The organism is Clostridia bacterium, assembly GCA_034926675.1.
GTDB lineage: Bacteria > Bacillota > DTU025 > DTU025 > DTU025 > JAYFQW01.
In genome coordinates, this window is sequence record JAYFQW010000003.1 from 68053 (window position 1) to 82213 (window position 14161).

General features: G+C 59.2%; 10 protein-coding genes. 2 read left to right on the top strand and 8 right to left on the bottom strand.

Features of this window, described 5'->3' with window-relative positions; genetic code table 11:
• Positions 1-65: 65 nt before the first annotated feature.
• Both VB144_01935 and VB144_01940 read right to left on the bottom strand, forming a co-directional pair.
• Positions 66-2258, bottom strand: a complete 2193-nt coding sequence (locus VB144_01935; GenBank protein MEA4882417.1) for a serine hydrolase domain-containing protein — start codon at positions 2256-2258, stop codon at positions 66-68.
• Between the two features lie 233 nt (positions 2259-2491).
• Positions 2492-2992, bottom strand: a complete 501-nt coding sequence (locus tag VB144_01940; GenBank protein MEA4882418.1) for a GNAT family N-acetyltransferase — start codon at positions 2990-2992, stop codon at positions 2492-2494.
• A 471-nt stretch (positions 2993-3463) separates the two neighbouring features.
• Here VB144_01940 and VB144_01945 point away from each other — a divergent pair, with 471 nt between their 5' ends.
• Positions 3464-4249, top strand: a complete 786-nt coding sequence (locus VB144_01945; protein ID MEA4882419.1) for an RNase H family protein — start codon at positions 3464-3466, stop codon at positions 4247-4249.
• On the opposite strand, the gene VB144_01950 is transcribed toward VB144_01945, so the two are convergent.
• The 6 genes from VB144_01950 to VB144_01975 form a co-directional block, all read right to left on the bottom strand.
• Positions 4220-7195 carry a glycoside hydrolase family 31 protein gene (locus VB144_01950; protein ID MEA4882420.1) on the bottom strand — a complete coding sequence of 992 codons (2976 nt, stop codon included), beginning with the start codon at positions 7193-7195 and terminating at the stop codon, positions 4220-4222. The genes VB144_01945 and VB144_01950 overlap by 30 nt on opposite strands.
• Before the next feature lie 144 nt (positions 7196-7339).
• The gene (locus VB144_01955; protein MEA4882421.1) at positions 7340-8590 is read right to left on the bottom strand and encodes a sugar ABC transporter substrate-binding protein; all 1251 of its coding nucleotides are present in this window, start codon (positions 8588-8590) and stop codon (positions 7340-7342) included.
• 171 nt (positions 8591-8761) lie between these two features.
• On the bottom strand, positions 8762-9601 hold the full coding sequence (locus VB144_01960) for a carbohydrate ABC transporter permease (GenBank protein MEA4882422.1): 840 nt from the start codon (positions 9599-9601) through the stop codon (positions 8762-8764).
• Positions 9594-10418 carry a sugar ABC transporter permease gene (locus tag VB144_01965; protein MEA4882423.1) on the bottom strand — a complete coding sequence of 275 codons (825 nt, stop codon included), beginning with the start codon at positions 10416-10418 and terminating at the stop codon, positions 9594-9596. The genes VB144_01960 and VB144_01965 overlap by 8 nt, the downstream gene beginning before the upstream one ends.
• A gap of 65 nt (positions 10419-10483) precedes the next feature.
• Complete coding sequence (locus VB144_01970) at positions 10484-11617, bottom strand: glycoside hydrolase family 15 protein (GenBank protein ID MEA4882424.1); 1134 nt, start codon at positions 11615-11617, stop codon at positions 10484-10486.
• A 100-nt stretch (positions 11618-11717) separates the two neighbouring features.
• Entirely contained in the window at positions 11718-13013 is a 1296-nt protein-coding gene (locus tag VB144_01975; protein ID MEA4882425.1) for an ROK family protein, read from the bottom strand.
• A 338-nt stretch (positions 13014-13351) separates the two neighbouring features.
• Here VB144_01975 and VB144_01980 point away from each other — a divergent pair, with 338 nt between their 5' ends.
• Positions 13352-14122, top strand: coding sequence for a hypothetical protein (locus VB144_01980; protein ID MEA4882426.1), 771 nt, complete (start codon positions 13352-13354; stop codon positions 14120-14122).
• Positions 14123-14161 lie beyond the last annotated feature (39 nt).

The following is a 14161-nucleotide window of genomic DNA, read 5'->3' on the forward strand; positions in this document are numbered from 1 at the left end:
ACAGACTGCCGGCGAGCCGAGCTGTAAGGAAGGCATGCAACACAGACACGAGGCCTGGCGCGAGACTAGAAGCTGACGCGCAGCAGATTCCAGTAGTATAGGAACCAGAGCACTCCAGCCTCGGCTGCTAGCACCGCAAATGACCACGCTGCAGTGACGAACGGCATCCGCGCCCGCCGCCAGCCGAATCCGCCAAGATCCAGGCTGCCCACGCTCAGGCGCCCTCGGTGACGTGACCCGCGGACCACGAACACTGCGAGGGCAATGGCTGGCAGGACTCCGACAAGAGAGAGGACCCGGATAAAGACTAGCGCCCTCGGCGCCGTGCTCACCATCTCCCACTCGGGCATCGACAGAAGGCCAAGCGCCCCACTGCCGAGCGCCGCGATGTTGAGAATCCCCACCGCAGCACACAGGATTCTTGCTCGGCCAGCCAGTCGGGAGCCAGGCGCCTGGAAGCGCATCCGACTCCGGCTCCGCCGCGTAAGCCCGGGCAGTGCTCGGACAAGCCAGACAACGATGGCGAGCGCAAACAGTGCAGTGCATCCCACAATCAGCGGCACATGCAGCGAGGTTCCTTCATACCACCGCAGTTTCTCGAAGGAATGCGCTCCTATGAACATGCGACCGGCGTCGCCGGGTGATGCTTCTCTGAATGCCATTAGGGTATCCGCGCCCAGCTTTCTGAACACGAACGGCTCTATCTCGACCCACACCTCGGCGGGCTGACTTCCGCCAGGCGGGTGCAGAACGATGGACCCATCTCTGTTTGCCTCAACGCGGTACTCCTGTGAAAGCGCAATAAGCTTCTCCACGGTGCGCCTAGGGTAGCGAGTCGGTCGGTATGCACCTTCGATTGCCTTCACCCGCTCTTCGAACCCAGAGATTGGGCGCGTCGCAATGGCGCTGATCGACCCAGCGTCCTCGGTCGGCGGGTAGAACTCGCTAAACAGGTTCCCCATTAGCTCGTAGGGGAGGGCTGCGCCAGAGTCGCTGTTGCATGAGACGAAGAATCCGGTATTTTCCTCCGGTATGAGCACGAGTGCGCTGTAGAAGTTCCATACCGCTCCATCGTGCGACAGGATTCGCCGTCCGTTGCGCGTATCGGGGAAGAAACCATACGCCACGCCCGGGAGCATGGGATGGTTCGTGAACTGCTGAGTATGCATCGCGCGAGCGGACTCAGGAGTGAGTATTCGAGCATCTCCGAGCCTGCCCTCGTTCAGGTGGGCGATCATGAACCTGGCGATGTCATCTCCAGTGGTCATCAATGCTCCAGCAGGAGCCTGGTTGATCTGCACGTGCGGTACTGCGACCTGCACACGTGAGCCTTTCACAGAGCGATAGCTCTTGGCGATGCCATCCGCAACCGTGTCGGACAGCTCAAACCCGCTGTGATCCATCGCCAGAGGCGCGAGGATGTTTTCCTTCACGTACTGCGAAAACGGCATGCCGCTCACGTGTTCCACAACATAGCCAGCCAGCGCCATTCCGTAGTTGCTATACTGAATCTCCTGGCCAGACGGCCTGATTCGCGCGGGCATGCACTTTGCGAGATATTGCAGGAGGGGCATAGCATACCGCTCATCCGCGGACGCCATCCCGATATATCCTTCGTCAAACCCGGCAGTGTGGGTCAGGAGGTTTCCAATTGTGATTGGCGCCGGATACGTCGGCGGGATTATCAGTGAATCGAGATAGTGATTCACATCATCATCCAGATCCACAAGGCCTCGGTCCACCAACTGCATCACAGCTGTGGCAGTGAACAGCTTTGAGATAGACCCTACACTGAATACCGCCTTACTCGGGTCGACTGGGACATGCCTCTCCAAATCGGCGAAGCCATATCCCCTGCTCAGAACCGTCTGGCCGTCTCTGACCATCACGAATACCACGCCGGGCACGTTCATGCGTTGCATTGCCTCTGCGAGGAAGCCATCGAGAAAAGACTCGATCTGTCCAAGATTCGCAGTTTCAGGAGCAGCCGAATTGCCCACAGGCAGACGCGCCGTCGGCGCGCCCACAGAGCGGAATCTCGACGCAATCCAAGCCCCCATCGGCGCCACAGTGGAGCGTCTGGCCCCATCCAGCTGCGGAGGAGAAGCCACAGTGAGGTCCGGAACGCGCACAACGGTGAGTAGGGCGAAAAGGGCAAGGACGACAAGAGCCAGGGAGACAGCCGCCCACTCTCTCGCATGTCTACACCCGTTCGACGTACGTATGGCCAGCCCCGCCGGTCCGTTCGCTCGCGCCACTCGGCAGACCCCCATTCCCGAAGTACCCATTCCCGAAGTACCCGTTCCCGCATATCCGGACCTTGATTACCACTTCCGCACACCCGAATACTCCCGCACGCGACACCACGCGCGACACCACGCGCATATGCCAGCACCTACGTGCATGCATCGACGGCGCGGCCCTCGTGCACCTGGCGATGCCAACATGTCCACACCCACGCCCGCGCACGCATACTCACTTGCCTATGCGCCTACGCGTCTCTCGGCTCTCGGATCCTGCCCATCACTAGTACGTCGATGTACCCGCCTCGTCGGAATACCGCCTTGCGCTTCCGCCCTTCCAGCTCAAAGCCGAGCGACTCATAAAGGCTGATCGCTCGGGTGTTATCGGCGAATACCTCAAGCTCCACCCGAATGAGCCCCAGATAGTTATCGGCAAGGTCCAGCAGCGTCTCCATAAGAGCCCTTCCTATTCCGTATCCCTGATAGGCATCGTGCACGGATATGCCCAGCTCTCCTACGTGGCGCCGCTTGCCCCTGGCCACCTGAACACCGGCTACGCCAACAGCCCTTCCGTCGGCCTCAGCTACGAAATCGTGGTTATCGGGTCCCATGCTCCCGAGCCATTCCTCCATGAGACGCACTCGCTCCGACGGCAGGGCATACGTGTACTCCATCACCTTGGGCAGTCGCCGGAATTCGCTAATGGCCTCTGCATCCTCAGGCCTCACTGGACGAATGATGTAATCCATGTTGGATCTTTCGCCTCCTCAGGCAAGTGCATCAGAGATTTCCATGTCACCCGCGCGCCGGGGTGCTCTTCCCTGCTTTCCCGTGGCCAGCATAACGAGTCCGCATTCCCTGCTTCCAATGCTCATGTTAGCGAGAACACCTCTGAGAAGAGCAAGATACCTGACTATCCGTCCTGGCCGATAGCATAACACTGTGAATTTCGACATTGAACAGGTATCAACCTGCACAGGACCCGCGCCCTCTCCCGCGGGCGCGGGCGCAGGAGGACTGGGCGCAGGTTCGATTCGGCTCAGAGGCGATGCGACAGGGCGCGGGCGCAGAAGTCGAGCCTCCCTCAGGCGCCTGTCCGCGATGTGACGCAGGACTGGGCGAGGATTGCGTCGAAGGATAGGGCGAGCCCAACCGGAATGTCCCGCGAGGCACTCAGGTTCTGCGAATGCCAAAATGCCACGCCAGATGGGGGACTCAAATTGACACCACACGAAGTTGCATTGAGGCTCCGAGATCAACTCCTGCTTCGCTCAGTGCCCTGTGAGGTGGGAGATGCGATATCACAGTACTGCAGCCCAGTCCGCCTTGATGGATATGCCGGACGGGTTCTGGTGTACAGCGGCCGGAAGGGGCCCAGCATGGTCCTGCGGGAGCTGAAGGGAGACGGGCAGATCGAGCGTGTGCTTGAGAAAGCGTGGCTCGCGGCAACGCATGTGGCCCCAACAGCCGCAACACACAAACCTGATGCTCTCCGCGACAAAGTGCCGCGCGGCGGAGTTCGCCTGCGCACGCGCACTACCGAGGCTCCAAGCCAGCCGGGCATGGTGAACATATGGGTTGACGGATCCAAGATGGACGTGGACGGTGGGATTTCGCTGGGCTGGGGCCTCCTCATCATGGAAGGCGACGCCGAGTTGCTCCGCGACTCGGGTTCTGGAATACCCCGCGATGCCTGGCGTCATTTTAACGTGGCCGCCGAGATCACCGCAGTTGTTCGCGCCCTGGAATGGTGCCGCGAGAACGGAGTGAATCAGGTTGCCATTCACTACGATTACCTAGGCCTCGAGATGTGGGCCACGCGCCGCTGGAAGGCCAACACTCCGTTCACTAAGGAGTACGTCAGGCGCGTGGCCGAGTCGGGCATCAAGATCGCCTGGTTCAAAGTGCGGTCGCATTCCGGGGATCCCCGCAACGACCTCGTGGATGCACTGGCGCGGGAAGCCGCAGTGCAAGCCTCACTGGCCCACACAGACCCGGACTCCTAGCATGAGCTGATCGCGCTCGACGCGGGCAGCCTTCACGCAGGTGCAGCCTCCCATCCAAGTGGCGGAACCGCCCTGGTCACAGCTGCTCGGCTCACGCGATACTGCGCTCCGGGAAAGCAGGTATGCATGGTCGAGGTTGCCCATGGACTCAGCAGTGATGAGCACCTCGTCCCCGCAGGGGGAAAATCGGATTCGAACCCCCTCGTCATCGGTGAACACCCATTCCTGCCCTGGGTCTCCCGTAAGCAGAAAAGCGAGATTCCGATAGCCAGCGCCTCGCACTCCTATGGGACCACCTAGGCGCAGATCATCGCCGAGGTTCATGGGGATGATTGCTCCCTTCCTGATGAACAACGGTATGACGTCGAGATCGCACATACAGACGATGGTCCCGCTGGAGTCCAGTCCACCGGTCACCGGCCCTTCTACGCCCTGCTCGCTCGCACCCAGCTTCTCCCCGCCCGCGCTGCCACTGCACAGCCCATCGAACCCCGGTCCATCGAACTCTGGTCCAATTGCATCCAGAGTCCGGAAGTCCAGCCATTCCCCTGGCGGGAGATGAACACGCCTTTCGCGCGCGTGCTCCTCCATCACCGGGGCCACGAGCAGGTCGCGGCCGAACATGTATTCATCGTCAATAAGCAGCGACGCGGGGTCCTGCGGGAAATCGATCATTAGCGCTCGCATGAGGGGTTCGCCAATCTCCGCTGCGTGCGCAGCTTCGCTGTATATGTACGGCAGCAAATTCATCCTCAGGTTAGCGTAGTCCCTATATATCGCCACTACACGTTCGTCACCAGTTCGCTCGGCGATGTTCCACGGACTTCGATCCCAGTTCTGTGCACCCCTGCTCTCGGAGTGGAACTGCATTACCGGGGAGAACGCAGCCATCTGGCATCCTCGGATGAACAGATCGGCTGTTGGGATGTCACCTGAGAATCCCGCGATGTCGAATCCCCAGAACGGCGCCGCCGACAACCCGGCACTGAGGCCAGCCGTGAGAACAGCCCGGAACTCGCGATATGATGAGGCTTGATCGCCCGCCCAGAACAACGGAGACGCCTGCGCGCCCACATACCCGGCTCTGCTGAAGGTTATTCGACCGGGCCCGGCGAAATCGCGGTAGGCCTCGATGTACGTCAGGGCATACCGGTTCCTCATCTCGGCCCCGCGTCGTCCATCGGCGAACACCACCCCATCATCGAGGATGAACTCGCCTCCGTCCGTCTTGAAGCCATCCACACCTAGCTCATCAACGAGGTAGCGCCGCTTCCCGAACCACCAATGCCTGGCCTCGCGGTTCGTGAAGTCCAGCAGCATGCTGCCGGCGAACCATCCATCTGGAATGCGATACGGAGTTCCATCGGCATTTCGCACCACATACCCTTCTGCGCAAGCATGCTCCTCGTCCCTCCTGTGCTGCTCACATGCGGGTTCATGGGCGGCCAGCCGCTTGAGGACTGGGATCTGCCAAAGGACAAGCTTCGCCCCGGAATCGTGCACACTATCCACCATGCCCTTCGGGTCGGGCCACCTGCCGTTCGAAGGAAACCGCAGTTCGGAAAGGCTGAACCCGTGGCTCCCTGGGGCCAGGGAATGCCTAGCATCGTTCCACAGGTAGAACGTCGCTTCGTCGGACCATGCCTCAATGACTACGACCGTGGCCGGAATGCCCAGTTCCTCACCGCGGCGAACCTGTTCCTCAACTTCACGCTGAGTGTTCCATGCATTGCCCGATATCCAAGGACCGAAAGCCCACTTCGGCGGGAGAGCAGCAGTGCCCGTGGATCTGGAGTATGCCCGAACGATTTCGGCCGGAGCGCCGAGGAACACTGTCGATTCCAGCACCGGACAGGCTGGGTCAACCTGAGCAGTCGTACTCATTTGCCCTGGCAGTGACGGTGAAAGGCTGTAGCTCACGTACCTGTCAGTCGCCACATGCATTCCATACCCGGCCTCAGTGAGGAAGAAGGGCATGGGGATGTAGGTCCTGCTTCCCTGCCTGAGATACTGGTTCACGACGCAGACATCGGGATTTCGCCCGTTCTGGTCCAGCGAATCGAAACGCTCGCCGAACCCGTAGTAGTGAGAAGCAGCGCTGTCCATGCTCAGCCTGAACTCGAACGCTTCGCCCTGCGGCGTGGCTCTGAAGCTGAAGTGCGGCAAGCCGGGCTTCGTTCGAAGCAGCACTCGCCCATCCGCGCTCGTCAGCATGAACTGGAATGGGTCGCTTTCAGCGTCCAGCCTCGCCCCGGTCCTGCCGTCCTCGATACCCATCCGCTCCATCGGGACTCGTCCGAGATCACTCTCAGACGCGATGACGGAGTGCGTAATCAGCAACCGCCCATCCTCAAAGCGGAACTCGATTCTCGGGGCGTATGGGCCGACGGCCTCAAACCGAGCCACTAGCCGTCCGTTCTCAATCGATAGATCCGCGTTGTTGCTGCACGTGTAGCCCTGTGCCACTTTGAACTCGTAAGGTCCGCTCACCAGACTGTCGGAACACGCCCCGTCTCTGCATGTAGAGGATGCGCTGCCATCATCGCCGGCACATGCCATGCCTGCGTGAATCGAGTATCGCACAACATCGCCTGCTGTGAATCGCCCCAGCTCGAACAGGACGTACTCGATGTGCCCGGGCGCGCTCCCCTGAGAAGGCGCCAGGTCACACTGTTCCACGTGGTAGTCAGATATCTTCCTGCCGAGGATGGTTCGGACAACTGCGCCGCACCGCATCTCAAGATAGAGACAATCCCCGCGCCCATGCTCACGCTTGCGCTCGTGTCCATCCTCCCCCCTGTCGCAGGGTGAGCCATTCACCTCAGCCCTGACCGTTACGAATTCGCCCTCTATCGGGTGACGGGGGCTCCGGTCGAAGCTGGTGTGTCCAAATGGATAGTACCCAGTTGGAACATGGCGGATGGTGAGTCGACTGTTATCAGACATGTCATGCACCTCATAGCCAATCGTTTCATGTGGCAGACGGCCTTGCCGGCGATATACAATGGCGAAGGGCCCGCCCTTCGCCGCGGCAGGCGGAGCGGCGGGCCCTTTCGATCTCAACTGGTCTTGCAGTACGCCGATGATCGCCTATAGCTTGATCTTCTGCTCCAGTTCCTTCTGGGCATCATCCAGTGCCTGCTTCGGAGTCTTCTCCCCGTCGCGGGCCTTCTGCAGTTGGATATCGACTATCTGCGACATCTCATTGAACTGCTCAATCACTGGCGGCGTCACAAGGTACTTGAGGGATTCGAATACGGCCTTCCTGTTCTCAGGCGGCCTCTGCGCGACGTACGCCTCAATGACCGCCTTGTCCGACACAGGCGGAGTCTCCCATCCGGCCTTCACCCTGAGCAGCGACGACTCCTGGCTTGAAGAGAGCCAGGTGATCCATTTCATAGCTTCCTGCTGCTTCTTGCTGGCCTTGTTGATCACATATCCGTTGGAGAAGAAGTGGCACGCCTTCTGCTTGTTTCCCGGCTCCACGGCCACGTCCCATCTGAACTTCGCCTTCTCCTTCATGAAGGTGAAGGCCCAGTTTCCAGTTACCAGCATTCCGGCTTTCCCGGTAGCGAACAGATCCCACTCACCCTGGTTCGACTTCTGTGCCTGTGTGGGCTCGATGTTGTATTTGATGATCTTGTCCACCATATACTGCAAGGTCTCCACGTTTTCCGGCGAATTCACGGTGAACTTCGTGCGGTTCGCGTTAAAGAGACTGCCGCCGTTCTGAGCTATCTGTTTGTAGAACTCCCAGAATTGCACAGTCTGGATGATTCCGAAGGTGTCATCCCCAAGCGCGCGGATCTTCTTCCCAGCCTCGGTTATGTCCTTCCATGTCCACTTGTCGTTGGGGTAGGCCACCTTGGCCTTGTCGAAAAGATCCTTATTGTAGAGAAGCAGGACTACGGAGTAGCTGCCAGGCACGCCGAACTGCTTTCCGTTGTAGGAAAACGCATCGAGGGCGTTGTCATCAAACCCATCAAAGCTGACCTCAGCGGCCTTGGCAAGCGGTCCAAGATCTGCTAGGGCGTTCTTGGCCGCGAAGGCGACGAAGTTCTCGTAGTTCAGCTCGTAGCAATCTGGTGCAGTCCCGCCTGCGACCTGAGTCTGCAACAGACGGAAGTACTCGCCGAACCCGGTGTTCTGGAGCTTGATTTCGATGTCAGGATTGGCCTTCTCAAATGCGGCCTTCATCGCGTTCAGGGTGGGCTCGTTGTCGGATCCAGCCGAGAAGTTGCCGTAGGTAATCGTGACCTTCTTGGCTGCGAAGACCGGAAGCGCGCAGAGCACGACCAGGGCGACACACACAAACGCCAGCGCGAGTCTCCTATTATGCACGCGGATCTCCTCCTCATCGATAAATCGCACACAGATACGAACTGCAGACGGGAAACGAGCGCTCGGTCCCGGTAGGTCCACCGACGGTCGGCCAACGATGGCCACAGATCAGCCAGTCCCCATCCTCACCCTCTTTCCGATCCTGTGATATCTCTACAGGCCGCGATTGAGTCACGACTTGAGCCCTCCCACTGAGATGCCGCTTTCGAAGTACTTCTGGCCCAGTATGTAGACTAGGACTACGGGCAGCATTGAAACCAGGTCGCCAGCCATGAGCAACTCCCAGTGCTGCCCCCATCTGGAGTTCAGATTACCGAGGGCAAGTGTGAGCGTGGCCTTGTTCGGGTCGGATATCATTATCAGTGGCCAGAGGTAGTCGTTCCATGTCCCCATGAACGTGATGACCGCGAGGGAGGCGATGATCGGCTTGGCCAGGGGCAGCACCACGTGGCGATATATCGTGAAGGGCCCCGCTCCGTCCACTATTGCCGCCTCGAAGTACGGCTCCGGAATTGCCATGATGTTCTGCCTCAGCAGGAAGAGCGCCCAGGCGTTGTAGATCATGGGCAGCACCAAGCCGATGAACGTGTTGGGCAGCCTCAACGTTCGCAGCACTAGGTAGTTTGGGATCATGGTCACCGCCTGCGGAACCATCATAGTGGCCACGAACAGCATCAGAATCTGGTCACGCCGCCTGAAGTCGAACTTCGCTAGCGCGAACGCTGCCATAGACGAAGATGTTAGGGTGACGAAGGTTGTAAGCAGCGACACGATCAGAGAGTTCAGCGTCGCCCGGTGGAAAGGGATGATCGTCGATATGGTGAAAAGATCTCGGTATGCCTTAAGGCTGATCTTCTCAGGTATCCACCTTATCGGGAGCACCATAACCGCTTCTGCTTCCTTGAGCGATGTGCTGATCATCCATAGGAATGGCAGTATCATCACCAGTGCGATCAGACTGATCACGACATAGAACAGAGCGGTCTTGAAGGCGCGAGCTGACCTAACCATCGTAGTGCACCCACCTCTTTTGGAGCCGCCATTGGATTAGGGTAAACACGAGGATAATGATGAACAGCAGCCACGACATTGCCGACGCGTATCCCATCTTAAAGAACTGGAAGGCATACTTGTAGATCCGCTCGACCATCACCTGTGTGGCGCCTGCAGGACCTGCCTCTGTCATGACCGCCACCTGGGTGAACACCTGAAAGGAGTTGATGAGCGAGGTCACTGCTACGAAGAAGGTGGTGGGCGACACTAGCGGCAAGGTGATGTGACGGAACTGGTCCCATGGTCTTGCCCCGTCCATCGCGGCAGCCTCGTAGTACTCGTGGTTTATGCCCCTTAGCGCCCCAAGGAAGATAAGGGCGGAGAACCCCGCGTCCTTCCACACGCTCGCCATCACAACTCCCGGCATGGCCCAGTACTTGTTGTCGAGCCAGGCGGGGCCCTTTATCCCGATGTAGCCGAGGAAGACATTCACGATGCCGTATTTGTGATTCAGAATCCAGCGCCATATCAGGGATCCGGCGACCCATGAGGATAGAACCGGGAGGAAGAACAACACCTTGTAGACTCCAACACCGCGGAAGTCCCGATTCAAAAGCGAGGCTATGGCAAGTGATGCCGCAAGCAGCAACGGAACATACAGCACGATGTACTCGGCGGTGTTTCTCATGACCCGCCACAGCTCCTCGCTCCCCAGGAGAACCCTGTAGTTCTCGATCCCAACCCATTTCGCTGGCTGAAGAATGTCCCAGGATGTGAAGCTGAGGTATAAAGACCGCACTATTGGGGTGAAGCTGAACAGCACGAACCCCAGCATCGTAGGCGCCAGAAATGCCGCGATCGTCGCGCGCCTTTTCCTTCCTTTGCCTATGTACACGCGTTTCACACCTCCCTCGTCTGTACCTCAATCGCCTTTCGAAGGATCAGATACATCGCGTGCGACCACAGAAGAGGATCTGCGGGTCGGCCCCAGCAGGCAATCCATGGATCGCAGAGAGCGGGGTCGATGAGATCCCTGCTCACCTGCTCTCCGAGGCAACCGTCCTCGTCCGCCTGCTCCTCAATCCACTTCAAGCACGAAAGAGCCTTGGCAATGGCGCCAGTTCCACAGTAGTGCCAGCCCAACCATGCCGTTAGGAGGAGCCACAGCCCACCACCGTAGTAAGTGTCGGTGGAGTAGCGGTGCACTCCATATTCCCCCACGAGACCACGCTCGATTTCGTGCACGGTGCGCGCCATACGTGGGTCATAGGGATCTAGCACCCGAAACGGCTCAGCCGCCCAGAGCAGGCTCGCATCCACGGAATCTCCGATGGACGGACCAACATGGACACGCTCCTTCGGGGGCCAGTCAACTCCGCGCCTCTCACCTCCGCAGAACTTCGCGAGGCGCCCATCAAATACGCCGTGCTCGAGTATGTAGCCTCTGATCTCGCTAGCGAGGGAGAGCGTCCGCACATCTCCGGTTCGTCGAGCCACTCGCTCGACCCCGCCAGCGATGCATGCCAACGTGGATGTATGCACTCGGTCGGGGTGTTCCTCCCAGCAATCGCTGCTCGGCATGGCCCATGCCTGCGACAGGCAATCCACCACATACCGAACGGCCTCGAGCGACTCTCGCCACAAGCCGAGGTCTCCTGTGCGCGCCACATGCTCGTCAAGCGCCCAAAGCCATGCACCATATCCGTCTGGCTGGTAGTTAGGCCATTCGGAGTCGTCCCGTTTTCCCTCCAGAGTCCATCGCGCGCGCAGCGCTCGCCTTGCACGTTCGCCCGGTGAGACGCTCCTCCCGGTGCAGCTCATCCGGTCACCCGCAATGGTCCTGTTCACCCAGCGGAAGAATGCCGCCGCACTGTCATTCTGTCCATACAAACCCATGGCATGGGCGGTGTAGGACCCATCGCGAAGCCAGCAGTACGCGTACGTTGGAAAGCTTGGCGAGGCGATGTATGCCCCGGAGGAATGCTGATTCCTCTCTATCAAGGCGATGCTCGCTTCAGCTAGGCCATCGTTCATTGCACATCTCCCGCTCCAACATGTTGGCTTGCACCCTAGGCTCTCACCCCAGGCTATCGCCATAGGCTGCCACCCTACCCCTCTCGCCTGAGTTCTTCTTCTACGATCCCTGCATCAGTTCTGGAATCGATACCGCCGCCACGCGCTCTCGCCTCTCGTATATGGGCGCCCCGAAGAAATCATCGAGCACCAGAGATGCAGCGCCCACTATCCATATGTTTGCGCCCAGGCTCGACTCTACAACCTCCAGCCTTTGGGCCAGCACGCCCATGGACCTCCGCCGTATTGAGTCGCGCATCGGCTCCAACAGTGCGCCTCCGAAGTCCAGAGCAGCCTCGCCCGCCACCACGATCATCTCAGGGTTCAGGATGTTCACCAGCGTTGCCAGGCCGACTCCAATGTGTTCACCCGCCTGCCTTACCACGGAAAGGGCCGCGCTATCGCCCGCTGCGGCAGCACGAGCGATCACCGATCTATCGATCTCCCTACCCTCGCTCGCGGCGATGCGGGAGACCACGCTTTCCTGGCCTGACTCGATAACCCGGTTCATCTCGCGAATGATGGCAGCATCAGCCGCAAATGCCTCCAGGCACCCTCGGTTGCCGCACATGCACTCGGGTCCATCCTCATCGATGGTGATATGCCCAATCTCTCCTGCCCCAGCAATGGCGCCACGGTACAGTTTGTTGTCGATGATGATCCCGGCGCCGATGCCAATTCCCACCGTAACGCACACGAAATTCGATGCTCCGCGCCCGTGCCCTTTCCACTTCTCGGCGAGGGTGGCGGCATTGGCGTCGTTATCGATGAACACGGGCACGCCGAACTCCTCTTCGAGCAGGTTGCGCAGGGGGAGGTTCTGCCAGAGGAAGAACTGGGGTGAGATTGACACACCAGTGCGTGAATCGACAATGCCTGGCATGGCAACGCCCATGCCCACGATCTTATCCGTGCTGACTCCGCAATTGGATATGGCCTGGTTGACGGCCTCGGATATCCGCTCTCTTATGGCGCTCTCGCTCAAACGGGTCCCCGTAGGCATCTCCACTGAGCCGATCACCTCGGCGTCAAGATCCGTCACTGCGGCTGTTATGCTCATGGGTGCAAGTTTCACAGCGACCACGAACCTGGCGCTCGGGTTGAACTCAACCATCACTGGCGGACGGCCCACCGACGGCTTGGCAGGATCCTGCTGAGCGTTTCCGATCTCCCGCACGAACCCCTCCTTCAGGAGCAGGCCGACAATACCAGACACAGTGGATCTGCCAAGTCCGGTCAGCCGCGCCACGTCGACGCGGGATATTGGGCCGAATTGCCTTATGGCGTTCACGGCCAGGGATATGTTAATGTCCTTGATGAGCTGCCTATCACCGGTTCTCAGAGTCCTGCCGTCCATCAGGTGCAGCACCTCTCTATCGCAGTTGAAGACTTGACCGCATCGATAACGCTTTCCAATGAACGAATGCCACATGGCAATCTACGCCTAACTTCGAGTTATACCGGCTGTTAGTGTAGTAGTGCATTTGTTCGTTCACTGACAGTACAAATTATTACGCCTATGCGTTCGGCACTGCTTCCGGCAATCCTTCTTCTCCAGAACAAAATGTTGCGCGACTGCCTCTCCGACCGGCCATCTGCGGCAGCGAGGTTCGTATCTGTCAAGGCACGTAACTTGAGCCCACCATCTCAACGGAGTATCATGGATTCAGCTGAATCGAGAGGAGCAGAACGCCGTTGTCACTCTTCAACAGCCCGAAGGATCGGCCCCGGGGTCCAAGATCCCCAGTTGCCCTTCTGATCATCATTCTGGCCATAGGCGCCGGGATCATTGCCTACACAAACGGCGATCCCAGGCGAACCCTGCAGTTGGAGGCCCCCTATGCACCTGGTGAGGCAAGTCGATTCGAAAGCCGCATCGAGGGAAGGCCCTTCGCCTCCTGGGAACTGCGGGTGGAGGCGGATGGCGAGGGCGCTGCCTTGGTATCCGACAAGCAGGGCGGCGATTTCCATGAACAAGCCACGGTATTCGTTGCTCCTGACTACCTCACCCCGGTGAGAACCGAGTTCATTAGGGATTCATCTGAGGGACGCGCAGCCTACACGGCCCTCTTTCACGAAAACGAGGTGGCTATCACCGCCTCTCTCCCATCCGGCGTGCAGGATAAGATGATCGCACCGCCGGCCCAGCCCTGCTTCGACCTTGAGCAGGCGCCCATGCTAATCCGAGCTATTCCATTCCGCCGGGGTTACAGGGCCACGTTCAACACGGTGATTAGCAGGCTCGGGATAACAGGAACCCTCACTGTGCATGTTGTTAAGAAGGAGACCATCTCTGTGCCCGCCGGGAGGTACACTGCATGGGCCGTGGAACTGAAGGGGACAGGTGTTACTGTGTGGGTAGGCGTTGATCCCCCACACCCAATCGTAAAGTATGTGGATAGGAAAGCAAACGCCGTGAGCGAGCTTACGCAGTTCATTCCAGGCAGTCACAATAGCGGCATCTGAGCCTCGGGAAATCGGCCGGACGCCATTCAGACGCTATCC

Coding starts and splice junctions, on each gene's coding strand:
- VB144_01940 (MEA4882418.1), bottom strand. CDS start 2,992: ATGGATTACATCATTCGTCCAGTGAGGCCTGAGGATGCAGAGGCCATT.
- VB144_01950 (MEA4882420.1), bottom strand. CDS start 7,195: ATGTCTGATAACAGTCGACTCACCATCCGCCATGTTCCAACTGGGTAC.
- VB144_01960 (MEA4882422.1), bottom strand. CDS start 9,601: ATGGTTAGGTCAGCTCGCGCCTTCAAGACCGCTCTGTTCTATGTCGTG.
- VB144_01965 (MEA4882423.1), bottom strand. CDS start 10,418: ATGCTGGGGTTCGTGCTGTTCAGCTTCACCCCAATAGTGCGGTCTTTA.
- VB144_01970 (MEA4882424.1), bottom strand. CDS start 11,617: ATGAACGATGGCCTAGCTGAAGCGAGCATCGCCTTGATAGAGAGGAAT.
- VB144_01975 (MEA4882425.1), bottom strand. CDS start 13,013: ATGGACGGCAGGACTCTGAGAACCGGTGATAGGCAGCTCATCAAGGAC.